The organism is Lichenicoccus sp., from assembly GCF_965277665.1.
GTDB lineage: Bacteria > Pseudomonadota > Alphaproteobacteria > Acetobacterales > Acetobacteraceae > Lichenicoccus.
The window spans coordinates 2146462-2169994 of record NZ_OZ255835.1 but is presented as its reverse complement, the minus strand read 5'-3'; the positions used below and the strand labels follow the sequence as shown (position 1 = coordinate 2169994).

Below are 23533 nucleotides of genomic sequence, written 5' to 3'. Positions count from 1 at the left end.
GATGCAATCGCAGCCTGCCATCAGGCCGAGCCTGTTCGACAGCCCCGCCGGCCCCAACCCGCTCGACCAGGAGCACCTGCTCGGCCGCGGCATCGCCCGCGTGGATGGCCCGCTGAAGGTGAGCGGCCGGGCGCCCTATGCCTATGAGGTGACCGATCCCGCGGGCCCGGCGCTGGTCGGCGTGCTGGTGCTTGCCACCGTGGCGCAGGGCAGCATCACGCGGCTGGACACGCAGGCGGCCGAGCAGGCGCCGGGGGTGCGGCTGGTGATGACCCACCGCAACGCGCCGCGCCAGGGCGGTCCCGCCTCACAGTACTGCAAGCCGCAGATGGCGGATGCGATCATCCGGCAGAACGGCCAGGTGGTGGCGCTGGTGGTCGCCGACAGCTTCGAGCAGGCGCGCGCCGCCGCCGCCCTCGTGTCGGTCGGGTATGACGCACGGCGCGGGCATTTCGACCTCGCCGCCGGGGTGCCGCAGGCGAGGGTGCCGCCGCAGCGGAGCCCGTCGCAGCCGGTCGACACCCATGTCGGCGACTTCGCGCAGGCCTTCGCGTCGGCTTCGGTGCAGGTCGATGCGACCTACACCACGCCGCACCAGGCGCATGCGATGATGGAGCCGCATGCCTCGCTGGCGGCCTGGGACGGCGACCGGCTCACGCTGCACACCTCGAACCAGATGCTCGCCTCCTGTTCGCAGACGATGTGCGAGACGCTGATGCTGCAGCCGGACCGGGTGCGGGTGCTGTCGCGCTATATCGGCGGTGGCTTCGGCTCCAAGCTGGTCACCTACGCCGATGCCATCGTGGCAGGCATGGCCGCGCGCCAGCTCGCGCGCCCGGTCAAGATCGCGCTCAGCCGGCCGCAGGTGTTCGGGCAGACCACGCACCGCACCGCGACCATCCAGCGCGTCCGGCTCGGTGCCGATGCAGATGGCACCCTGCGCGCGATCGGCCATGAGAGCTGGTCCGGCAACCAGCAGGGCCAGGCGTTCTACGAGACCGCCGCCAACCAGACCCGGCTGCTGTACGCCGCGCATGACCGCATGACCGCGCACCGGCAGGTGCGGCTGGACCTGCCGCTGGCGGCCTCGATGCGCGCGCCTGGCGAGGCGGTCGGCCTGCTGGCGCTGGAATGCGCGATGGACGAGCTGGCCGACCGGCTGCAGATGGACCCGGTGGCGCTGAGGGTGAAGAACGACGTGCAGTACGACCCCGAGCATGGGCCGTCGCGGCCGTTCTCGACCCGGCGGCTCGCCGACTGCCTGCACGAGGGCGCGCAGCGCTTCGGCTGGGAGCGGCGGTCGCCCCGGCCCGGCCAGCGGCGCGAGGGGCAATGGCTGCTCGGCATGGGTGTCGCGTCCGCCATACGCAACGTGGCCCTGCGTCCGTCCGATGCCCAGGCGCACCTGGACGCTCGCGGCATCCTGACCGTGGGCACCGCGATGACCGATATCGGCACCGGCACCTACACCATCCTGACGCAGATCGCGGGCGAGATGCTGGGCCTGCCGCCCGAGCGCGTGGTGATGCAGCTCGGCGATACCGACCTGCCGGAAGCCTCGGGGTCGGGCGGATCGTTCGGCGCGGCGAGTTCGGGATCGGCGGTCTATTACGCCTGCGCCCAGCTGCGCATCGCGCTGGCCCGGCGGGCCGGCTTCGATCCTCAGAAGTCGCAGTTCGCGAACGGCCAGATCATGCAGGACGGTCGCGTGCTCTCCCTTGCGTCACTGGCCGGCTCGGACGGCGTCACCGCCACCGGCGGGATCAAGCCCGGCTCCCTGCTCAAGCGCTATGCGCAGGCCTCGTTCGGCGCGCATTTCGCGGAAGTGGCGGTGGACGCCGATACCGGCGAGGTGCGGGTGCGACGGATGCTCGGCGTGTTCGGCATCGGCCGGGTGCTGAACGCGCAGACCGCGCGCAGCCAGGCGATCGGCGGCATGGTGTTCGGGATCGGGGCGGCACTGATGGAGGATGCGGTGCCGGACCAGCGTCATGGCGATTTCGTCAACCACGACCTCGCGGAATATCATGTGCCTGTGCATGCCGACGTGCCGGCGGTGGAGGCGTATTTCCTCGAGGAGCTCGATCCCATCGCCAACCCGCTCAAGGCGAAGGGCGTCGGCGAACTCGGGATCTGCGGCGCCGGGGCCGCGGTCGCCAATGCGGTCCACAATGCCTGCGGCCTGCGCCTCCGCGACTACCCGATGACCCTGGACAAGGTGATCGCCGGCCTGCCGGTGCAGGCTTAGCCGGGTCCCGTTCAGGCTGCTCCAGGGGATGCGCCCTGCGTCGGAACCGACGTTTGATTGCGCGGGGATACGTTCATCGGGCCTGCCAAAGGATGGCTCTCCTTTGGAATCCTTTTTTCACGGCAACGGCGATAGCGCGGTTGGCAAAAACGAATCAGTTCCGCGGGACATCGTCGCGTTTATAAACGTTACTGTTTCATCTCGTATTGCTTACGGAATTAGGTTAGTCGGTTCTGGTGATGCTGCCGGATCATCAAGACTGTCGCGAGGACCGATCCCGGCTGCATCCGGCGCATCGGACACACGGTCCGCTGGCCGATCGCCTGGAGACATCATCGCGAATGGCGGAAACCAAAGCGGCGCCGGGCCACGACCTCTGGATCCGGCCCGTGCTGTTTGCCCTGTTCTTCCTGTCCGGCTTCTGCAGCCTCGTCTATCAGATCATCTGGCTTCGCATGGCGTTCGCCCATTTCGGCGTCATCACGCCGGTGCTGTCGACCGTGATCTCGGTGTTCATGCTCGGGCTGGGGATCGGCTCGCTGCTGGCGGGACGATATGGCGGCGCGCTGTGCACCCGTCTCGGCTGCTCCGCCGCCACCCTCTATGGCGCCACCGAAATGCTGATCGGCCTCGGCGCCTTCGTGGTGCCCTGGAGCATGGCGTTCGGCCAGCATCTGCTCTTGGATGGCGATGCGGGCGGGTCGGCCAGCTACCTCGCTCTTTCGTCGGTCGCGATCGCCGTGTCGATCCTGCCCTGGTGCGTGCTGATGGGCGCCACCCTTCCGCTGATGATGGGCTTCGTCGGCACCGGCTGGCGCGACCCCGATCGTGACGTCGGCAAGACCCGCAGCTTCAGCTTCCTCTATCGCGCCAACGTCATCGGCGCGGCGACCGGCACGCTCCTCTGCGCCGGCGTGCTGATCGAGTGGCTCGGCTTTACCGGCACCGGGCTGGTGGCGGCGCTCACCAACCTCCTGATCGGTGCGATCGGCATTCGCCTCGGCGCCGGCGAGGACCGTCTGCCGGCGTGTCCGCCGGCCTGGGGCGCGCCGACCCGGCCGGCGGTCATGGTCGCTCCGGGCCCGGTGCCGGCGAACCTGATCCTATTCACCACCGGTTTCTGCTCGCTGGCGATGGAAGTGGTTTGGACCCGCGGCTTCACCATCGTGCTCAAGACCACGATCTATGCGTTCGCCGCGATCCTCGCGACCTACCTTCTCGCCACCGCGATCGGCGCCGCACTCTATCGCCGTCGCGTGCGGCTCGGAAGCATCCCGTCCGACACCTCATTGCTGCTGGCGGCCTGCTTCACCGCCTGCGTGCCGGCGATACTGGACGATCCGCGCATACAGATGACCCCTCTCGACGTGCTGCTCAGCATCGTGCCGTTTTCCGTCGTGCTCGGCATCCTGACCCCGCGGCTGGTCGATGCCGCCAGCCTCGGCGATCCCGCGCGCGCGGCTACGAGCTACACCATGAACATCCTCGGCAGCATCCTCGGCCCGCTCGTCGCCGGCTACCTGCTGGTCACCCGGTTCGATGTCCGCATCTGCCTGCTGCTCCTGGTGCTGCCGCTGATCGCGCTGGCCACCTGGTCGGTACTGGACCCCCGCCTGCCGGCAGCCGCCCCGCGACCGCGTGCTCGGCCATCCGGCACGCGAACCCGAACCCAGCGCGTCGCCCTCGCAGGCTGCGTCGGCGTCCTCGCGCTGAGCTTCGCGTTTGCCCGCAGCTACGAAAGCAGCGTGTCCGGCGGCGAGCCGTTCGAGACCCGTCGCGACTATGCCGCCACCGCCATCGCTTTCGGCGCCGGCCAGCAGAAGACCTTGCTGGTGAACGGCGTCGGCATCACCTCCCTGACGCCGATCACCAAGATCATGGCCGACCTGCCGCTCGCGGTGCACGGACATGCGCGTAACGGCCTGGTCATCTGCTTCGGCATGGGTACCACGATGCGGACGATGTCGCGCTGGGGGATCGACACCACCGCCGTCGACCTGACCGCGTCGGTGATCCGCCTGTTCGGCTTCTTCCATGCCGACGCGGCTTCGGTGACCGCCGCCCGCAACGTGCACATGGTTGTCGATGATGGGCGCCGCTACCTGACCCGGGTCGGGCAGACCTACGACGTGATCGTCATCGACCCGCCGCCGCCGATCGAGGCCGCCGGCTCCAGCCTGCTCTACTCGCGCGAGATGTACACGGTGATCCGCCGCAGGCTGCGTCCGGGAGGGATCTTGCAGCAATGGTATCCGGGCGATGACGACGCGACCGGACAGGCGGTGGCGCGGACCCTGTCGCAGGCGTTTGCGTATGTCGTCGCCTACCGGTCGATCGAAGGCTGGGGCACGCACTACCTTGCCTCGATGCAGCCGATCCCGACCATCGATGCCGCCACCTTCGTCTCGCGCCTGCCGGAGCCCGTGCGCCGCGATCTGGTCGAATGGGACCCGCGCGCGACGCCGCTGGCCATGGCCACCCGGATATTGGCCGGACGGGTTCCGGTCTCCGGGGGAGATCGCGGTCCGATCATCACCGACGACCACCCCTACAACGAATACTACCTGGCCCGCTCCCTGCTCGGAGCGCTGCGCGGCCAGGACTAGGTCATGTGGACGGATTTGGACAAGATGAGGCCGCAGGCGAAGGCCACGATTGACTCGTAGTTCTGCCGGGTTTTCTCGCATCGCAATGTTACTCGCTTGAAGCGCTTGAGCTTGCCGACTGCCTGCTCGATACGGGCGCGAGTTTTGTAGAGCAGCCTCGGGAAGTGCCTGGGGCTGTGGACGGTGATCTTGCGGACCGGAATCAGTGGGACGATGCCAAGCTTTCGTGCTGCGCTTCGGTTGCTCTTGGCGTCGTAGCCTTTGTCAGTCAGCACGGCACGCGGCTTGATGTCGGGACCGATGCCGAGCAACAGGGGGAACTGCGGGCTGTCGTTGGCCTCGCCGCCGGTCAGATGGAAGGCGAGTGGCTGCCCATCGAAGTCGGTCTTGAGGTGGATTTTGGTCGAGAAGCCGCCGCGCGACCGGCCAAGCGCCTGATTTTGCTGCCCCCTTTTGCACCTGCGGCCGAGACATGAGCGCGAACCGTAGTGCTGTCGAACATCTGCACGAGGTGCGCTCTGGGGCTGAGTTCGGCCAGCGACTGAAAGAATGCCTCGAAGACACCGCTGTTGCTCAGCCGCGAGAACCGCTTCCAGACCGTGTTCCAGAGCCCGTATTCGGCTGGCAGCGCCCGCCACGAGACGTTCTGCAGCGTGAAGAAATGCAGCGCCTCGAGAAAGCGTCTGTCATCACGAGCCTTCTCGCCCCGCCTCGGAAGACAGCCCCGGAAGACCTCCAGAACGATCTCCCAATCCTCCTCGCTCATCCGCGTCAGCATCAAACAGGTCCACTTCTGCCGACCCGCTATGAATCACTGATCGACCGTCTTGTGAATCCCTGGCCGATTCCGTCCACATGACCTAGAGCCTGATCGTCTCAGGCTGAACCAGCCTGAGACGTGACTCAGTCTCTAGATCAATCTGGTAGAGCAAGTTTACCGGCTCAACTTGAGCCGGTCTTGCTCTAGCAGGCTGGTGAATGAAAAAGTCGGAAACGAGTCATTCTTAGCGCAACGAGGGAAGGCCAAGGGCTTTGCCCCCTAGATCCGCTTCGCGGCTCAGGCCCATCAAAGGCTCGCCTTTGAAATCCTTGAATTTAAGAATCGGGGTCTGGGGCCCCTACTGCTCCAGGACGGGGCCCCAGCGGGATCAGGGCAGCGCCCTGAGCTTGCCTTCTTCAGCAGACGACAAGCAGAGCATGATCGATTGGATCATGTTCCATGTCCGCTACGGCTCCGGCATGGCCTTGACGAACCTGCGCATCCCGGTCGCCGAAGCGGACACCGCGCGCACCATGAACACGGTGGCGAAGCTTGTGGCTCTGCTGGGGCCGCCCGCGGCACTCGGTCAGCCCAGGATGATTCGCTTCAGGCCCTCGGCCAGCACACCCACGACGACCACGCTGGCGGCCCAGATGCCGATGAACCAGAGCATGCGTATGGTGAACGACCGCGACGCAGCCATCCGGTCCGGCTCCATCATTGCCAGCCTCCTCTAGTGATAGTGCGTCTCGACGCCGATCTTCCCGCGGAACACCCAGTACGAGTAGATCGTGTAGGCAAGGATCGTCGGGATCAGCACGCCCGCACCGACCAGCAGGAAATACTGGCTGCTCGGCGGTGACGAGGCATCCCAGATGGTGATGCCGGGCGGCACGATGTACGGCCAGACGCTGATGCCCAGCCCGGTGAAGCACAGGAAGAACCAGCCGAGCGCGCACAGCAGCGGCGTGATGTGGACATCCTCGCGGGCCAGGCCGCGCCAGAACAGCACGGCGAGTGCCGCCACCAGGATCGGCACCGGGCTCACGAACAGGATGCGCGGCCAGACATACCAGTGCCGCAGGTAGTGGCCCTGCAATGTCGGCGTCCACAGGCTGACCGCGACGATCAGCGCCAGCGTGCACAGGCCGAGCGTGCGCGAGTGCCGGCGGCAGCGCGCCTGCAGCGGCCCGTCGGTGCGCCAGACCAGCCAGCAGGACCCGAGCAGCGCGTAGCCGGTCACCACGCCGACCCCGCACAGGACCGAGAACGGCGTCAGCCAGTCCCACCAGCCGCCGGCATAGGCATCATCGACGACCTTGATGCCCTGGATCAGGCCGCCCAGCGTCAGGCCCTGGGCCAAGCCTGCCACCAGCGAGCCGCCGAAGAAGGCGAGGTCCCACAGGAACCTGCCGCGCTGGGACAGCGCCTTGAAACGGAACTCGAAGGCGACGCCGCGGAAGATCAGCGCCAGCAGCATGGCGATGATCGGCGGATACAGCGCCGGCAGCACGGTGGCATAGGCCACCGGAAACACGCCGTAGAGTGCAGCACCCCCCAGGATCAGCCAGGTCTCGTTGCCGTCCCAGACCGGCGCCACCGTATTGACCATGACGTTGCGGTCGTCGGGACGGTATTCGGCGGCGAACAGCAGGCCGATGCCGAGATCGAAGCCGTCGAGGACGATGTAGGCCAGGATGGTGAAGGCGGCGATGCCGCTCCACAGCACCGGCAGCCAGTAGTCCTGGCCGTGCAGCACCTGCGCGCCGGCGCTGTGAGCGTGCAGCATGTCCGTCACTCCGCCGGGTGCGGCAGGGCGCCGCCGGGATGCTTGTCGAGCGGCCGCTCGCCGGGCCCCTGCGCCGGGCCGGGATGGATGCCGGAGGTGCGGATCGGTTCGCGCGGGTTGGGACCGCTCTCACCAAGCTCGGGCTCGTGCGCCATCATGCGCAGGATGAATACGAGGCCGGCGCCGAACACCACGAAATACACCACGACGAAGGCGGCGAACGAGGTGGCGATGCCGGGCAGCGCGATCGGCGAGACGCTCTCGCTGGTGCGCAGCAGGCCGTACACCGTGTAGGGCTGCCGGCCGACCTCGGTGGTGATCCAGCCGCACAGCAGGGCGATGAAGCCGGACGGTGCCATCGCCAGTGCGAAGCGGTGCAGCCAGGGATTGCTGTAGAACGTGCCGCGCCAGCGCAGCAACAGCGACAGCGCGCCGAGCAGCGCCATCAGCATGCCGAGCCCGACCATGATCCGGAAGGTGAAGAAGATCAGCGGCGAATACGGGCGGTCCTGCGGCTTGAACTGCAGCAGGCCGGGCACGCGGCCGCTCAGGCTGTGCGTCAGGATCAGCGACCCCGCCAACGGCAGCTCGATTTTATAGTCGGTGCGCTCCTGCTTCATGTTCGGAATCCCGAACAGGATCTCGGGTGCGTGGTCGCGGGTCTGCCAGTCACCCTCCAGGGCCGCGATCTTGGCGGGCTGGTACTGTAGCGTGTTCAGGCCCTGGGTGTCGCCGGCCAGGATCTGCAGCGGTGCCACGATGGCCGCCATCCACATCGCCATCGAGAACATCGTCCGCACCGCGTCCGACGGACGCCGAGCAAGCTTCCGGTCACGCAGCAGGTGGTAGGCGCCGACCGCGCCGACCACGAAGGCGACGCACAGGAAGGCGGCCAGCCCCATATGCACCAGCCGGTACGGAAACGACGGGTTGAAGATGATCGCCCACCAGTCCGCCGGCAGGAAGCGCCCGGTCGCCCTGTCGATGGTGTAGCCGCGCGGCGTCTGCATCCAGCTGTTCGAGGCCAGGATCCAGCTCATCGAGATCAGGGTGCCGACCGAGACCAGGCAGGTGGCGAGGAAGTGCAGGCCGCGGCCGACCCGGTTCATGCCGAACAGCATGACGCCGAGGAAGCCGGCTTCGAGGAAGAACGCGGTCAGCACCTCGTAGGCCAGCATCGGGCCGAGCACCGGGCCGGCCTTGCGCGCGAACACCGACCAGTTGGTGCCGAACTCGTACGACATCACGACGCCGGAGACGACGCCCATGGCGAAGCCGATCGAGAAGATCTTCACCCAGTAGCGCCACAGGTCGAGATAGACCTGCCGCCCGGTTTTTAACCAAAGGCCTTCCAGCACCGCGAGGTAGGCGGCGAGGCCGATCGAGAAGGCCGGAAAGACGATGTGGAAGCCGACCGTGAAGGCGAACTGCCCACGGGCGAGGGTGAGGGCGTCGATGCCGAACATGCGTTCTGAGCCTCAGGGGACGGTCAGCAAGACAGCTTGCTGCGTTGCAGCATTGAGATGGGACGGATCACCGAACTTGAACAGGGCTTTCACGCCTATGGCATCGGGGCCGCGGGCGCGGTTGCGGCGAGACCGGGTGCAAGTGCCGGCACAAGGAGCAGTGGAATGCGGCCGAGGGCCAGGGTTCCGGCATGCAAGTCGAGCGGCAGGGTGATGCTGCCGCTGCCCTGCCTGGTGTCGGTCGCGGCCGCGACCAGCCCGAGGATGGCGCGGATCGACGTCGCCTGCGCTGCACTGAGCAATCCCGCTCTCACCGATCTTTCCACCAGGGCGTCCGCACCGACGATGCGCAGGCTGAAGGCGCCGTCGGGGCGCAGGTTTCCATCCAGCGCGGCATTGCCTGCGAGTGCTAAGCGCGCGTCCGGCCACAGCAGGGCGGCGCGGGTCACGATGAGCCGGCCGTCCTTGTCCCGCCAGGCCCGCAGCCGGTCCGCCCAGCCTGCGCCCTTCGCCGCGAGCGGCCCGACCAGCGACAGTTCCAGGGCGCCGGTATCGACTGCAAGTCCGGGTCCGGCCGCGCCGGCTGCCAGGTCGAGATCCTGCGATGCGATGCTGAGTGCCGCCGCCGCTCCGGTCCAGCGCAGGCTGCCTTCGAGCCGCCGGACGCGCAGCGGTGCCAGGCCGAGGCCCGCCGGGAACGCGACCCGCAGGCGGGTAGCGTGCAACCGCAGCTGTCGGGGCCGTGTGCCCAGCGGGATCGCCAGCGTGACGTCATCGCCCCGAAAGCGCAGCGCTTGGCGCAGGTCGGGAGCGGGATGCGAACCGGTCGTCGCGATAGTGGTCGTCGCGATGACCTGGCCGCCGCCGAGGCGGAGCGTCATCTCGCTCGGATGCAACACCGAGATCGCGGCGGTGAGGCGGCTTGCGGACCAGACCGCACCGCCCGACAGACCGCCCAGCCGACCACCCGGATACAGGCCGGGCTCCTCGAAGCGGCGCGTCGCGGCCAGCGGCCAGCCGCCGCGCGCCATGGACAAAGCGTCGAACCGCCAGCCGGCTTCGCTCGCCTGCGCCTGCAGGCGCATCAGGCGCCGGTCCAGCACATGCTGTGCATACAGCCACCCGAGCGTGTCGGCGCCGAGCAGCAGGAGTGCGAGCGCCAACGGCGCCCGCAGGCGGCTCAGACGGGGTCTCATCGTGCTCCTGGTCGCGTTGTCGGACGGAACTCACAGATCACGTCGAACCCCCGGCCGAAGTTGTTGAAGTGGCTTGTTTTCAACCGCTGCGACGGCCGTGCTGGAAAACCATCCACATGATGCAACGCCGCCGCGGCGACAGCCAGCCGGCCTGTAACGGCGGCGTGTTCCTCGCCCCGGACCCGGGCATGCCGGCCGATGCGGGCGCAGAGTTCCAGCCTGCACACAAGGGATTTCCGATCGGGCCGCCGGTCGGCCACAGCGCGATCGAGAAGCCGGGACTGCCTGGAGTGCGTCCGGTCGCAGCCGGGTTGCACTCGGCCGTGCTCCCGATCAGATCCGCGCCGATTGGCCGCCCACAGAGTTATCCACAAGGTTGCACTGCAGCATGGCGTGCCGGGTCGCGGCGCCGCCCATACGGGTTTCCTCCACCTGCCAGGCATCGCGTATGGCGTCGAGCAGGGCCTGCCGACGCAGGCCGGCCGGCAGCGGCGGCGCAATGGCGATGCGTATGGTGCCGGGCCGCTTGATGAACGCCTGCCGCGACCAGCACCGGCCGGAATCGGTAGCCACCGGCACCACCGGCAGGCCGGTATGCGCCGCCAGCGCCGCGATGCCCGGCTGCAGCGCGACCGTTCCGCCGGCGGCGACCCGCGTGCCCTCGGGGAAGATGACGATCTGCCTGCCATCCGCGACCGCCCGCCCGGTTTCGCGCAGCAGGTTGCGCAGCGCCGTCGCGCCGGCCTCGCGATCGACCGGGATCATGCCGGCCAGCAGCAGCATCGGTCCGACCAGCGGCAGGCGGGTCAGCTCGCGTTTCATCACGTAGGCCGGGCGCGGCAGCAGCGTCAGCCAGACCAGCGTGTCGAAGGCGCTCTGGTGCTGCGAGGCGATCAGCACCGGACCGGACGGCAGGTGCTCGCGGCCGGTCAGGGCGATGCGTATGCCGCAGATGCGCTGCAGCCCGGCGACCGACAGCCGGCACCACAGGGTCGCGTAGCGCAGCGCGTGCCGGGGGCCGAACAGCCTGACCCAGAAGGCGAGCAGGCCCATGCCGAGAGTCAGCAGCACGAAGTACAGGTTGAACAAGGCGGCCCGGACCAGGATCATACGATCTCCCGCGGATGCGTGGCGGCGTGGCCGATCTCGACGGCGAGCCACTTCAGATACTCGGTGAGCAGCAGGCGCAGGGTGCCGAACGAGGCCGGCCGCAACAAAGCCGGCGGCAGTACCGGGTCCGCCGCGAGCCGCACGCCCGGGAGGGCCGCGCCGATCTCGATCAAGGCCCGCCGCATATGGTAGCCCGCCGTGACCACGATCAGGCTGTGCAGCTTGTTGGCGCGGGCCCAGGCGGCGGCCTCCTCGGCATTGCCGGTGGTGGTGGTGGCCGCGTGGCCGAGCGAGATCGCCCCGGACGCCACTCCTGCGGGAACGTGCAGCCCGGAGGCATACGCCAGCCGCGCAAGGTCGAGGCTGGGGTTGACACCGGAGATCAGCAGCCTGCCCGCATGGCCGGAGGCGAGCAATGACAGCGCCACCTCGATGCGGCCACTGCCGCCGGTGAGCGCCACGATGCCGTCGGCCTGTCCGGGCTTGCCGGGCGGCTGCAGCGCGTCGTGCGCAAACCAGACGAAGCCGGAGCCGAAGGCGAGCCCGGCCGCCAGCAGCAGGACCCCGAGCACCGGACGCCGGCGCGGCCGGACCTGCGCGGCGCTCATGGCAGCCGCCGCAGCCAGGCGCGCACCGTCGCCTGCGCGGTGAGCCAGCCGATCAGGCCGGTGGCGAGCGGCAGCGCCGGCAGTGCGACCAGCAGCGGCAGTGGCAGCGCGTCCAGCATCAGGCTCGGCAGCAGGTCGGTCTGGCTGCCGATGATGGCTCCAGGCAGCGCCTGGCCCATGCCGCCGGTGGCGAACGGCGCCGCGAGCCGGGACAACTGCGCCAGCACCGGCAACGCCACCAATGCGCCCACCGCGCCGCCGACCAGGGCGAGCCACCCGGTGCGCCGGGCGAAGCGTCCGGCCACGTAGCTGTCGGTGGCCCCGAGGCCGTGCACCAGCTCGATCGCCCCGCGCCGGCGCGCGATGCCGGCCCGGGTCGCCAGCGCCACGACCCAGCCGGCCACCGCGGCCACGGTTAGCAAGGCGAGACCGGCGCAGGCCTGCAGGCTGTAGGTCAGCGCCAGCAGCCGGTTGCTCCACACGGCGCTGTCCTCCACGAGCGTGCCGGGCGCCGCGATGGCCAAAGTTCCGGCCAGCGCCGCGGGGAGTACTGAAGCGGGCCGCAGGCGAAGCTCCACCACGGCGGGCAGCGGCAGCGCGAGCAGCCCCGAGCGGGCACCGAGCCAGGGCTGCAGCAACGCGTCGAGCTCGTGCTCGTCGAGCCGGTGCCGGGTCGCGATCGCGGGAGTGCCGCCGAGGGTTGCCAGCACCGTGTCGATCCGGCTGCCGGCGCCGGTCGCAGCTTGTGCCTGCGGGTCGGGGACCTGAACGGTGACGATCGCGCCGGCCCCGCGGCTCCAGCGCGCGGCCAGGGCATGCGCGCCGACCGCGCCGGCAAAGGCGAGAGCCGCCAGGAACGCCATCGCCGCCACCACGCTGGGCAGCATGCGGTCGGGGATGGCGCGACGCAGACCCAGGCCGTCCGCTGGGCGCGCGGGGGCCGGGCGTGTGGGGGCCGGGCGCTCGGGGGGCGGGAGGCTCCGGACCGGGTGGCCGCTCATGGCGCGGCCGGCGGGCCGGCCTGCCCGTCCTCGACCAGCCGCCCGCGCTCGAGCCGCAAGGCCGGGGCCTTGAAATGCCGGACCAGCTGGTCGTTGTGGGTCGCCACGATCACCGTCGAGCCGAGCTGGTTCAGCTCCATCAGCAACTCCATCAGCCGCAGCGCCTGCGGCGCGTCGAGCGATCCGGTCGGCTCGTCGGCGAGCAGTAGCGGCGGCCGCAGCACCACCGCGCGCGCGATCGCGGCGCGCTGCTGCTCGCCAACGGACAGTTCGCCGGGCCGCGCCCGCAGCCTGCGTCCCAGGCCGATCCAGCTCAACATCTCGGTGACCTCGGCCTGCACGCGCGGCTCCGGAACCTGCGCCAGGCGCATCGGCAGCGCGACGTTGTCGAACACGCTCAGTTCGGGCAGCAACCGCAGGTCCTGGAACACCACGCCCATGCGGCGCCGCAGCCGCACCAGCTGACGGCGCGGGGCCCGCTGCACCGCGGTGCCGAACAGCTCGAACTGGCCCGAGCTGGGTAGCACGGCGAGTTGCAGCACGCGCAGCAGGCTCGACTTGCCGGCGCCAGACGGGCCGAGCAGCCAGCGGAAGGCACCCGCAGGCACCGCGAAGCTCACCGCCTGCAGCATTTCGGGCGTCTTCTGCCCAGGCCGCCAGCCGCCCCCGGCAAACACAGTTCGCCCTGGCCAATTCGATCCGCGTCCGATACGAAGTGACACGTCCTGCAATCGGATCATGACCGCGTCCCGCCGCCGCCCGCGGTGGACCTGCGGACAGGCCGGCCCGGACCATGAAGGGAATGCGGCGGATGGGGTCGACCACGCAAGCAACCCGGCCGCTGCCCGCGCTGCGGATCACCTGCCCGGACTGTGCCGCGACCTACGACGTGCCGGCGTCGCACGCCCGGGCCGGCCGGCAAGTCCGGTGCGTGGCCTGTGCGACGCAGTGGCTGGCGTTCGACGAACCGGACGCCGGGGCGGCCGCACCCGTGCCGTTGCTCGAAGCAGACCCGGTCGCGACCGCCGATGCGGACGCGCTCTCCGGCAGCCGCAGCATCGCCGCGAGCCTGAAGCAGCATTCCCTGCCGGCGCCGGAGCCGCCGGTCGCGGCGGCCCAGGAAGCCGAGGAAGCCGGGGAAGCCGGGGAAGCCGGGGAAGCCGATGCCGAACTGCCCGATCTCGCGGCGCCCGGGCATCACGACCCTGTGGCGGCGTTCCCCGCCGGCCCGCCGGCGCCAGCGGCAGCCTGGCGCGCCGCCTGGGCGGCGAGCGTGCTGCTGCTGGTGGCGATCGGCACCGGCTGCGTGCACTGGCGCCAGCCTATCATGCTCGGCTGGCCGCCTTCGACCAGGCTCTATGCGGTGTTCGGCACCGCTCACATGCCGCGTGCCGCAACCGCCGAGAGCGTGGCACCCAAGGCGGCGAGCGCCATCAGCAACAGCCCGTCCACGATCAGGCCACCCGGCGTGAGCGAGTGACCCGCCAGGATGATCGCATGCGGGATGGTGCCCGAGATGCTGTTGAGGATGTCGCGGGCCTGCTGGTCGGCCGTCGCCTCGTGGGTGGTGATGGCCTCCACCAGCCGCGGCAGCGCCCACCAGCCCAGGCCGAGCACCAGCAGCAGCGGCGCCAGCAGTTCGGCCACCTGCTGGAGGAAGTAGAACGCGAAGTGCACGATGCTCCACAGCGTCAGCCGGAGTGCCCGCAGGAAGGGGCCGTCCGGCCGCAAGTCGACAGCCATCTGATCAGGTCTCCATCGTGCGTGCCGGCCCAGGAAGCGATCCAGGAAGCGATCCAGGATGCGGTCCCGGGTCGGATGCATCTGCGGCGGAACTAACGCGCGCGGCGGGGTCCGACAAGGCGCTGTCTCGACCCGCCCTGCCCGGCGGGCTCACGCGCCGCCGGCTTTTGCCGTGCCGGCGGTGCTGCCGGCCGGCGGCACGGCCACATGTCGCAGGCCCAGCGCGGCGGCGAGACAGGCGCAGGCGGCCAGCATGAACGGCGCCCCGGGCACATGCACCGGCCCGTCCGGGCGGGTCGCGGCCGCGAACAGGCTGCCCATCACCAGAGGCCCGAGCACCATCGCAAGCCCCTGCAGCGACGACAGCGCGCCCTGGATCTCGCCCTGCCTCTGCGGCCCTGCCGCCGCCGACAGCAGCGACTGCACCGGCGGCCCCGAGAGTGCCCCGAGGGCCAGGATCGGGATGCCGCCCACCATCACCCAGGGCGTGGCCGCGAAGCTGTAAACCAGGTAGCCGCTGGCCGCGAGCAGGCACCCGGTCATCGCCGTCTCGCGGGCACCGAGCCGGCCGATCACCCGTCGCACCAGCACGCCCTGCACCAGCGCCTGCGCCGCGCCGCCGAGGGCGAGGGCGAGCCCGTTATCCAGGCTGTTCCAGCCGAAGCGCATCTGGTTGGACAGGATGAAGCTGGTCTGCTGCGCGCCGAGCGCGAACCAGGTCGCGAACCAGGCAAAGCCGAGCCGCAGGCTGGTCGCATCGAGGCCGAGACGCAGCAGCGAGGCGAACGGATTGGCGCGCCGCCACTCGAACCGCCGCCGGCGGTCGGGCGGCAGGCTCTCCGGCAGCACGAAGGCGCCGTACAGCACGTTGCAGCCGATCAGGCCGGCGCTGACCAGGAACGGCAGCCGGATCCAGTAGGTGCCCAGCAGGCCGCCCACCACGGGTCCGAGGATGAAACCGAGCCCGAACATCGCCCCGATCAGGCCGAAATAGCGCGCGCGCTGCTCGGGCGGCGTGACGTCGGCGATGTAGGCCGATGCGGTCGGCACGTTGGCCGCGAACAGGCCGGCGAACACCCGCATGACGAACAGCCAGCGCAGGTCGTCGACCCAGACCCAGAGCAGCGAATTGATGCCGAGCGCGCTCAGCGAGGTGAGCAGGATCGGCCGGCGGCCGAACCGGTCGGACAGGCCGCCGAGCACCGGGGCGCAGACGAACTGGGTCAGCGAGAACACCGCGAACAGCGCGCCGATATAGAAGGAGGCCTGTGACGGCGGCTCGCGCGACACCTCGCGCACCAGGTCGGGCAGCACCGGGATCACGATGCCGAAGCACAGCGCGTCGAGGGCGACGGTGAACAAGATGAAGGCGGCCGAAGCCGGCCTGCCGCCGATCAGTCGAAGGGTCATGGCACGTGGACGCCACAGCCGCCGGGCAGCGTCAAGCCCGGGCGGCGTCAAGCATCGCGGTGTCCGGTTCCCCGGCGGACGGCGCGCGCCGGGGCGGCGGCCAGCGGCACCAGGCTGGCCAGGAACAGCTCGGCGCAGGCGCGCCAGCCGAACCGTTCCGCGTGCGCCCGCGCGTCGGCGCGGCTCGCCTGGAGCGCCTCGAGGCACGCCTCGCGCAGATCGTCGGACACCGCGCCGGGCCGCCCCGCGGCGCCGCGCAGGATGTCGCGCGGCCCCATCACGTCGTAGGCCGCCACCGGCACTCCGCAGGCAAGCGCCTCGAGGATCACCAGGCCGAACGTGTCGGTGCGGCTGGGGAAGACGAACACGTCGGCGCCGGCATAGGACTGCGCCAGCGCCCGCTCGGCACGCGGGCCGGTGAAGACCACGTCGGGATAGGCCAGCTTGAGGGCGGCCAGCATCGGGCCGCCGCCGACCACCACCTTGGAGCCGGGCAGCTCCAGGTCGAGGAAGGCCTCGATGTTCTTCTCCACCGCGATGCGCCCGACATACAGGAACACCGGGCGACGCGCGTTCCAGTCGCGGGTCCAGTCCTCGCGCGGCTCCGGCCGGAAGCGCTGCAGGTCGACGCCGCGCGACCATGGAAGCAGGCGGGTGAAGCCGCGCGCGGCGAGGGTCTGCGAGAGGGTCTCGGTGGCGACCAGGGTGGCCGCCGAGGCGTTGTGGAACCAGCGCAGCAGCGCATAGGCAGGACCGGGCGGCAGGCCGGTGCGGGCCTGGATGTATTCCGGGAAGCGGGTGTGGAACGAGGTGGTGAACCCAGCACCGCGCCGCATCGCCCAGTGCCGGGCGGCGAGGCCGAGCGGGCCTTCGGTGGCGATGTGCAGCGCGTCCGGCCGGAACGCCGCGATCATGCGCGCCAGCCTGCGCCCCGGCAGCAGCGAGAGCCTGATGTCGGGATAGGTCGGGCAGGGTACGTTGCGGAAACGGTCGGGCCCGATCACCTCGACGACGTGGCCCATGCCGCGCAATTCACCGGCCACCGTCGAGAGCGTGCGCACGACACCGTTGACCTGCGGCATCCAGGCGTCCGAGACGATCAGGATGCGCCGCATCGGCCTATGCCGCGTTTGCCCATTCTGCATCAGGCATCTTGCGGCAGCCGGCGCTGCATGAACGACAGCCGGTTGCGTTCGGCCCAGTCGATCAGCTCCAGGCGGCCGTCATCGTGTTCGACCAGCGCGGTGCAGCTCTCCACCCAGTCGCCGTCATTGATGTAGAGCACACCGCCGATGTCGCGCATCTCGGCATGGTGGATATGCCCGCACACCACGCCGTCGAGGCCGCGCCGGCGCGCCTCGGCGGCGAGTGCCAGCTCGAACCGGTCGATCGCCTTGACCGCACCCTTGACCTGCCGTTTCAGCCAGGCCGACAACGAACGGTACGGCAGGCCCAGGCGTCGGCGCATGAGGTTGAAATACCGGTTCACCACCAGGGCGCCGCCGTAGGCACGGTCTCCGAGCAGTGCCAGGAACTTCGCATAGCGCACCACGCTGTCGAACTCGTCGCCATGCATGACCAGCAGCCGGCGTCCGTCGACGGTGACATGCACCGCATCCTGGCACAGCCTGATGCCCGCGATTTCCAGCTGCATCGGCAGCCAGGCGCGGAAAATCTCGTCGTGGTTGCCGGGGATATAGACGACATCGGTGCCCCCGCGGGCCATGCCGACGATCACCCGGAGCAGCTCGTCATGCGCCCCATCCCAGTGCCATGATTTCTTCAGCCGCCAGCCATCGACGATGTCGCCGACCAGGTAGAGCGTGTCGCAGGCGCTGGCACGCAGGAAGTCGGCGAGGAAATCGCAGCGCGAGCCGCGGGTTCCCAGATGCACGTCGGAGACGAACACGGTCCGGTAGCGCGCGCGCATCGCTGGCAACGAAGGAGATCCCATTGCCCGGCGATATACATCTGCCGGCTCGAGTCTCTTCGTGACGGTTGCATGATGAATTGCCGGGCGCCCACGAAGCGGGCGTGCCATGACGAAGAATCGCGAATACCCCTGTTGCTGCGAGGGGAAAGCCCGTTGCGGGAGTGTCATATGCTTGTCATCTACAACCCGACCGCCGGCCGCCGGCGGGTGTGGCTGCTCTGGAGCGTGCTCGACGTGCTGATGGCGCATGGCGTGCGGCTGGACGTGGTGGAGACGACGCATGCCGGCCATGCCACCGGGCTTGCGCGCGACGCCGTCGCGCGCGGCGCCACCCTGGTGGTGGCGGCAGGCGGCGACGGCACGATTGCCGAAGTGGCCGAGGGTTTGGACGCGCGCTGCCGCCTCGGCATCATCCCGCTTGGCACCGCCAACGTGCTCGCCCACGAACTGGGCCTGCCGGGTGCCGCGGCGGAGGTCGCATCGGTGCTGGCGGCGGGTCGGCCGCGGCCGCTCTGGCCGGGGATCGCGCACGGGCCGCAGGGCAGCCGGCTGTTCGTGCAGATGCTGGGGATCGGCTTCGATGCGCATGTCGTGCATCACATCTCGCAGCCGGTGAAGCGCGCGCTGGGCCGTGGCGCCTATGTCGTCCACACGCTGCGCGAACTGCCGCGCTACGGCTTCGCGCGTCTGCAGGTCAGCATCGACGGCGTGCTGCACGAGACCGGCGGTGTCATCGTCAGCAAGGGTTGCCTGTATGGCGGCCCCTATATGCTCGCCCCGGAGGCGGTGCCGGGAGAACGCGGCTTCTCGGTGGTGCTGTTCGAGCGGGCCGGCATCGCATCCGCCATGCTGGCCGGCGCCGCGCTGCCGCTGAACCTGATGCGGCTGCTGCCCGGCATGCGGCGCCTGCGCGGCTTCGAGATCGCGGTGACCACGGACATCGCCGTGCCGGCGCAGTCGGATGGCGATCCGGCCGGCAGCACGCCGCTGCGCGTGGTCGATGCCCCGGCGCCGATCGAGGTGCTGGCCGGGCGTCGAGCCTGATCGGCCCGAAAACCTGGTCGTAAATGCCGCGGCAACCGCTCTCGCCTGTGCGTGTTGGCATCGGCACGGCGCCGGAGCCCGCGGCCCGGTTTTGCAATGCAACAGGAAACGCTGCCATGTCCGAGATCACACTGTGGGGTTTCGACGGCTCCACCTATGTGCGCACCGTGCGGATGCTGCTCGCCCAGAAGGGCGTCACCGACTACAGGCAGGTCCCGCTCAACGTGCTCAAGGGCGAGCCCCGAGAGCCCGAGCATCTCGAGCGGCATCCGTTCGGCAAGGTGCCGGTGCTCGACCATGACGGCATCCGCATCCTCGAGACCTCGGCGATCGTGCGCTACCTCAACGACGTGCTGCCCGGCCCGTCGCTGGTCCCGGCGACGCCGAAGGACCGTGCCCGGATGGACATGGTCATCGGGCTGATCGACAGCTACGGCTACCCCAGCCTGCTCGGCGGCGTCGCCGCCTACCACCTGTTTCCGGATTTCGTCGGTGGCAGGAACGAGGCCGCGCGCCGGGATGGGATCGAGGCCGGCCGCAAGGTCATCGCGCTCGCCATGCAAGAGCGCGGCAGTTCGCCCTTCATCGCCGGCGAACTGAGCCTTGCCGACCTCTACTTGGCCCCGATCGCGTTCTACGTCTCGCTGACGCCCGACCAGGACAGGCTGTTCGACGTGCCGGGCTTTGCGCAATGGTGGACCAGCATCCAGGCGCTGCCCTGCTTCAAGCGGACCCAGCCCAGCCCGGGTTAGAGCCTGTTTGCAAACCCCTGCTGCTGGCGATCCCCCGCTTTCAAGGCTGGGCGCCTCTCCTGCGCTCCGTTGCTCACGGCCCCCACTTTTCAAGCATAGGCGGCCGCTCCGCTCCGGTGCTCGGAAAGTCACGCCGGCCGCCGGCCTTCAGCCCGCTCTCATCCAGCAGCAGGCGTTTGCAAAGAGGCTCTCAGATCTTCCCGGATGCAGGGCGGAATGCAATCGGTCCCTGCATCCAACACGGTGCTTGCTCAGTAACGTCGTCAGAGACCTGCTTCCTGCGGGTTCTGCAACGAGGAAACATCCAATGAACTTCCGCATCGTGCCGGGCGTGCTGGCGGCTGTACTGCTCGCCGGCTGTTCCCAGACCATGTCGCAGCCGACGGCCGGCATGCAGCCCGGAATGACCGCGACCGCCGATCCGATGGTCGGAGGGGCTGCGATGTATCCGAACAAGACGATCGTGCAGAACGCGGTGAACTCGCCGGATCACACCACGCTGGTCGCCGCCGTGAAGGCCGCCGGCCTGGTCGATACCCTGAACGGTCCGGGCCCGTTCACGGTGTTCGCGCCGACCAACGAGGCGTTCGCCCTGCTGCCCGACGGTACCGTCGCGACGCTGCTGAAGCCGGAGAACAAGGCGACGCTGACCAAGGTGCTGACCTACCACGTCGTGCCGGGCACCATGGACAGCAAGGCGCTGATGGCGGCGATCGCGGCGGGCGGCGGCAAGGCGACACTGACCACGGTCGCGGGTGAGCCGCTGGTGGCGATGATGGGCGCGCCGGGCACCATCACGCTGACAGATGCGAAGGGCGACGTCGCCACCGTCACGATCGCGGACGTCTACCAGTCGAACGGCGTGATCCACGTCATCGACCACGTCCTGCTGCCGGGCTGAGCCGCCCCGCTTATGCCTCCGGGGGGCGCGCGCCCCCCGGAACATTGCGCGGATAGCGCATCCCGGATGCATTGCGCGGATAGCGCATCCTGATCCATTGCGCGGATAGCGCATCCTGATCCATTGCGCGGATAGCGCATCCCGGATGCATTGCGCGGATAGCGCATCCTGATCCATTGCGCGGATAGCGCATCCCGGATGCATTGCGCGGATAGCGCATCCCGGATGCATTGCGCGGACCTGATCGCGCAGCCATGAATGACGGGATGAGATGTTCGATCGCTCCCGCCGTCCTCGCCGCCTTCACCGTTGCCGCACAAGCGCATGCCGCGGCCGCGGCGCCGCTGCACCTGTTCCGGAGCGTCGTCATCGCGCCGGACGGCCGGCACGTCGCGAGCATCGAGACCGATGACCTGCCGGCGGAGACCCAGCCTCCCGCCCGGCTGCTGATACGCGGACCGGGCGGCGCCACAAGCAGCATCGACCTGCCCTGCGCGGGGCGTCCGGGCTGCGTGCCGTCCTCGCCGACCTGGTCGGCGGACGGACAGACGGTGGCCTTCCTGCTCGACGAGCCGGACGGCATCGGCACCGACATCGAGACGGTGGCGGCGACCGGTGGCACGCCGCAGCGTGCGCTGGCATTTCCGGGTCCGCTCGACAGTCTGCGCTACGGGCCAGGCGGCCAACTCGCCGTGCTGGCGACCGCGAACGCGCACAAGCGGGTGGGGGCCACCCAGGCGGCGGCGGCCCTGCAGGGCGAGATCGGCGTTTCGTTCGACGAGCAGCGGATCGCCGTGGTCGACCATGCCGCCCTTCGCTTCATCTCGCCCGCCGACCTCTACGTCTATGAATATGACTGGCGGCCGGATGGCGGCTTCGTCGCGACCGCCGCGCACGGCAACGGCGACAGCAACTGGTGGGTGGCGCGGCTCTACGGCTTCGAGCCCTCGGGGGCGGTACGCACCCTGTTCACGCCCGGCCCGCGCGAGCAGCTTGCAGCCCCGGTGGTGTCCCCGGATGGCGGCAGCGTCGGCTTCATCGGCGGCTGGATGAGCGATTTCGGCTCGACCGGCGGCGACGCCTTCCTGCTGCACCTGAAGGCACCCGGTGCGGCACCGGTGGATCTCACGCCCGGCCTGCATGCGACCGTCACCTCCATCGACTGGCATTGCGGCAACGCATTGACCGCGACGACGCTGGCCGCGGGCACCAGCGCGGTCGCGACACTGGCCGAGGGCGCGGCGCCCCACGTGCTGTGGTCCGGCGAGCGCATGCTGTCGGCCGGCGGCTGGAACCTGTCGCTGTCCTGCAGCAGGCTTGGCTCGGCGGCGATATCTCAGAGCTTCGCCGACCCCCCCGAGCTCGTGGCGGGGCCGATCGGCGCCTGGCGGCCGCTCACGCACGCCAATGCCGGGCAGGTGGCACCTGGTGTGGCACGTTCGATCACCTGGAGGAATGACGGGCTCGACGTGCAGGGCTGGCTGATCGAGCCGGCCCGGGCCCAGGGGGCGCGCATGATGCGCGCGGGTTCGGGGGGCCGCCCGATGATCGTCGATGTGCATGGCGGCCCGCAAGCGGCGGCGACCCCCGCGTTCCCGTCCTCGCGCGGCGTGCTGCGCGGCTGGCTCGCGCAGGGCTGGGACGTGTTCGAGCCGAACTATCGCGGCAGCTTCGGCCAGGGCGAGGCGTTCGCCGCCGGCAGCATACGCGACATCGGCGGCGGCGACTGGCGCGACGTGCTCAGCGGCGTGGATGCGGCGGAGCGCGCCGCACCCATCGACGATGCCAGGCTCGGCATCACCGGCGGCTCCTACGGCGGCTACATGACCATGTGGGCGGTGACGAAGACGCACCGCTTCCGGGCCGGCGTCGCCGATGCGGGTGTCTCGGACTGGTTGTCGATCGAAGGCGAGGCACCGCAGGCAGGCTCAGACGACGTGACGTTCGGCGGCTCGGTCTATGACAATCCAAAGCCGTACCTGGACGCGTCGCCGATCATGCACATGCGCGGGGTGACCACGCCGGTGCTGGTGGCGGTCGGCGAGCGCGATGTCGAATGCCCGATGCCGCAGAGCCAGGAATTCTTCACCGCGCTGCGGGCGCTGGACGTTCCAGCCAGTTTCATCGTCTATCCGGGCGAGGGCCATGCGCTGGTGCGCGAATCGGATCGCGAGGACCTCAAGCGGCGCGGCACCGCCTGGTTCCGGCGCTGGTTCGAGAGCGTGCAGCGATGATGGGCATGCGAAGGCGGAACGCAGCACTGAAAGGTTGGATGGCTGAGGCGGCTCTCGAAGACGACGCTACTGCAGGCCGATGGTGTCGCGGGTGCGGGAATCGATCACCTGCAGCGCCTCGTAGGCGTTGCCGGACATGTCCCTGCGGATCAGCCTGACCGCGACCGGGTTCGCGGCAAGCGCGCCGTTGTCGATCAGGTAGCGGCGCTGGCCGTTGTCGAGCGAGCCGATGCCGAAGACCAGAACCGTGTGCGGGTCGTCCTCGTCGCGCAGGGTGCAGATATTGTCGCGTCGGCAGGCGAGCCGCCCCGGTCCGACCAGCAGTTCGACCCCGGGTGCCAGGGTCGCCTGTTCCGACAGCGCATCGGCCACCGGCTCCATGTGCCGCCCCTCCGGCAGCCGTCCCGAACCGGGCGCTTCGGCCGGCTGCCCGGCCGCGGGCACGCGCACCGGAACGCCCGGGGCGCCTCCCGCGATGGCCAGGATTCCGGCGACGGTAAGCAGCGCCGCGAGCAGCAGCGGAAGACGCGCCTTTGCGGACAGCAGCATGGGAAGGTATCCGCTTCTCTGAACGGCTGCATCATGTCGGCACCGATACGTCCACGAAAGCAACGAGACCGTGAATGGTGCTGTTTCACGAATTGTTATTGATGCTTTCGAACAGTGTGACTGTTGCAACAGCAATCTGGCAAAATGTTGTCGAATCTATGATTGTCCCGGGCCGGTTATTAT

21 protein-coding genes and 1 pseudogene are annotated in these 23533 nt (G+C 69.5%); 8 read left to right on the top strand and 14 right to left on the bottom strand.

Going from position 1 to position 23533, the window contains the following annotated elements; all coding sequences use genetic code 11:
• Position 1 precedes the first annotated feature (1 nt).
• Entirely contained in the window at positions 2-2248 is a 2247-nt protein-coding gene (locus tag ACQY4O_RS09910; RefSeq protein ID WP_428376185.1) for a molybdopterin cofactor-binding domain-containing protein, read from the top strand.
• Positions 2249-2589: 341 nt separating this feature from the next.
• On the top strand, positions 2590-4854 hold the full coding sequence (locus ACQY4O_RS09905) for a hypothetical protein (protein WP_428376183.1): 2265 nt from the start codon (positions 2590-2592) through the stop codon (positions 4852-4854).
• Here the strand turns inward: ACQY4O_RS09905 and ACQY4O_RS09900 are convergent.
• Both ACQY4O_RS09900 and ACQY4O_RS09895 read right to left on the bottom strand, forming a co-directional pair.
• Positions 4851-5270: pseudogene (locus tag ACQY4O_RS09900) on the bottom strand (transposase); the annotation flags it as partial. The gene ACQY4O_RS09905 and the pseudogene ACQY4O_RS09900 sit on opposite strands and share 4 nt — an antisense overlap.
• Positions 5204-5620: a transposase gene (locus ACQY4O_RS09895; protein ID WP_428375103.1), complete on the bottom strand. Its 417-nt coding sequence runs from the start codon at positions 5618-5620 to the stop codon at positions 5204-5206. The gene ACQY4O_RS09895 and the pseudogene ACQY4O_RS09900, both read right to left, overlap by 67 nt.
• A 446-nt stretch (positions 5621-6066) precedes the next feature.
• Here ACQY4O_RS09895 and ACQY4O_RS09890 point away from each other — a divergent pair, with 446 nt between their 5' ends.
• On the top strand, positions 6067-6351 hold the full coding sequence (locus ACQY4O_RS09890; protein ID WP_428376181.1) for a hypothetical protein: 285 nt from the start codon (positions 6067-6069) through the stop codon (positions 6349-6351).
• Here the strand turns inward: ACQY4O_RS09890 and cydB are convergent.
• The 7 genes from cydB to ACQY4O_RS09855 all read right to left on the bottom strand — a co-directional run bounded on the left by cydB (position 6348) and on the right by ACQY4O_RS09855 (position 13416).
• A complete protein-coding gene (gene cydB, locus ACQY4O_RS09885; RefSeq protein WP_428376179.1) occupies positions 6348-7403 on the bottom strand; it encodes a cytochrome d ubiquinol oxidase subunit II in 1056 nt (351 codons plus the stop codon). The genes ACQY4O_RS09890 and cydB overlap by 4 nt on opposite strands.
• Before the next feature lie 5 nt (positions 7404-7408).
• Positions 7409-8869 (bottom strand): cytochrome ubiquinol oxidase subunit I, encoded by a 1461-nt coding sequence (locus tag ACQY4O_RS09880; protein WP_428376177.1) that lies wholly within the window; start codon positions 8867-8869, stop codon positions 7409-7411.
• Between the two features lie 95 nt (positions 8870-8964).
• Entirely contained in the window at positions 8965-10065 is a 1101-nt protein-coding gene (locus tag ACQY4O_RS09875; RefSeq protein WP_428376175.1) for a DUF2125 domain-containing protein, read from the bottom strand.
• A 333-nt stretch (positions 10066-10398) separates the two neighbouring features.
• The gene (locus tag ACQY4O_RS09870; protein ID WP_428376173.1) at positions 10399-11175 is read right to left on the bottom strand and encodes a lysophospholipid acyltransferase family protein; all 777 of its coding nucleotides are present in this window, start codon (positions 11173-11175) and stop codon (positions 10399-10401) included.
• The gene (locus ACQY4O_RS09865; RefSeq protein WP_428376172.1) at positions 11172-11783 is read right to left on the bottom strand and encodes a YdcF family protein; all 612 of its coding nucleotides are present in this window, start codon (positions 11781-11783) and stop codon (positions 11172-11174) included. The genes ACQY4O_RS09870 and ACQY4O_RS09865 overlap by 4 nt, the downstream gene beginning before the upstream one ends.
• Positions 11780-12784: a cell division protein FtsX gene (locus ACQY4O_RS09860; RefSeq protein ID WP_428376170.1), complete on the bottom strand. Its 1005-nt coding sequence runs from the start codon at positions 12782-12784 to the stop codon at positions 11780-11782. Before ACQY4O_RS09860 ends, ACQY4O_RS09865 begins: the two co-directional genes overlap by 4 nt.
• Entirely contained in the window at positions 12781-13416 is a 636-nt protein-coding gene (locus ACQY4O_RS09855) for a cell division ATP-binding protein FtsE (protein WP_428376169.1), read from the bottom strand. Before ACQY4O_RS09855 ends, ACQY4O_RS09860 begins: the two co-directional genes overlap by 4 nt.
• Before the next feature lie 161 nt (positions 13417-13577).
• On the opposite strand from ACQY4O_RS09855, the gene ACQY4O_RS09850 reads away from it, so the two are divergent.
• Positions 13578-14264, top strand: coding sequence for an MJ0042-type zinc finger domain-containing protein (locus tag ACQY4O_RS09850; RefSeq protein WP_428376168.1), 687 nt, complete (start codon positions 13578-13580; stop codon positions 14262-14264).
• Here the strand turns inward: ACQY4O_RS09850 and ACQY4O_RS09845 are convergent.
• From ACQY4O_RS09845 to ACQY4O_RS09830, 4 genes are all read right to left on the bottom strand, one after another.
• On the bottom strand, positions 14162-14527 hold the full coding sequence (locus tag ACQY4O_RS09845; RefSeq protein WP_428376167.1) for a hypothetical protein: 366 nt from the start codon (positions 14525-14527) through the stop codon (positions 14162-14164). The two genes, ACQY4O_RS09850 and ACQY4O_RS09845, sit on opposite strands and share 103 nt — an antisense overlap.
• Positions 14528-14677: 150 nt before the next feature.
• Positions 14678-15937, bottom strand: coding sequence for an MFS transporter (locus ACQY4O_RS09840; protein WP_428376166.1), 1260 nt, complete (start codon positions 15935-15937; stop codon positions 14678-14680).
• Positions 15938-15984: 47 nt separating this feature from the next.
• On the bottom strand, positions 15985-17052 hold the full coding sequence (locus ACQY4O_RS09835; RefSeq protein WP_428376164.1) for a glycosyltransferase family 4 protein: 1068 nt from the start codon (positions 17050-17052) through the stop codon (positions 15985-15987).
• Positions 17053-17081: 29 nt separating this feature from the next.
• Complete coding sequence (locus tag ACQY4O_RS09830; RefSeq protein ID WP_428378160.1) at positions 17082-17867, bottom strand: UDP-2,3-diacylglucosamine diphosphatase; 786 nt, start codon at positions 17865-17867, stop codon at positions 17082-17084.
• Positions 17868-18038: 171 nt separating this feature from the next.
• On the opposite strand from ACQY4O_RS09830, the gene ACQY4O_RS09825 reads away from it, so the two are divergent.
• From ACQY4O_RS09825 to ACQY4O_RS09810, 4 genes are all read left to right on the top strand, one after another.
• Positions 18039-18914, top strand: coding sequence for a diacylglycerol/lipid kinase family protein (locus ACQY4O_RS09825; protein WP_428376162.1), 876 nt, complete (start codon positions 18039-18041; stop codon positions 18912-18914).
• Positions 18915-19030: 116 nt separating this feature from the next.
• Positions 19031-19666, top strand: a complete 636-nt coding sequence (locus ACQY4O_RS09820) for a glutathione S-transferase family protein (RefSeq protein WP_428376160.1) — start codon at positions 19031-19033, stop codon at positions 19664-19666.
• Between the two features lie 307 nt (positions 19667-19973).
• On the top strand, positions 19974-20567 hold the full coding sequence (locus ACQY4O_RS09815; protein ID WP_428376158.1) for a fasciclin domain-containing protein: 594 nt from the start codon (positions 19974-19976) through the stop codon (positions 20565-20567).
• Between the two features lie 254 nt (positions 20568-20821).
• Positions 20822-22801, top strand: coding sequence for an alpha/beta hydrolase family protein (locus tag ACQY4O_RS09810; protein ID WP_428376156.1), 1980 nt, complete (start codon positions 20822-20824; stop codon positions 22799-22801).
• Between the two features lie 66 nt (positions 22802-22867).
• On the opposite strand, the gene ACQY4O_RS09805 is transcribed toward ACQY4O_RS09810, so the two are convergent.
• Positions 22868-23350, bottom strand: coding sequence for a hypothetical protein (locus ACQY4O_RS09805; protein WP_428376154.1), 483 nt, complete (start codon positions 23348-23350; stop codon positions 22868-22870).
• Between the last annotated feature and the right edge of the window lie 183 nt (positions 23351-23533).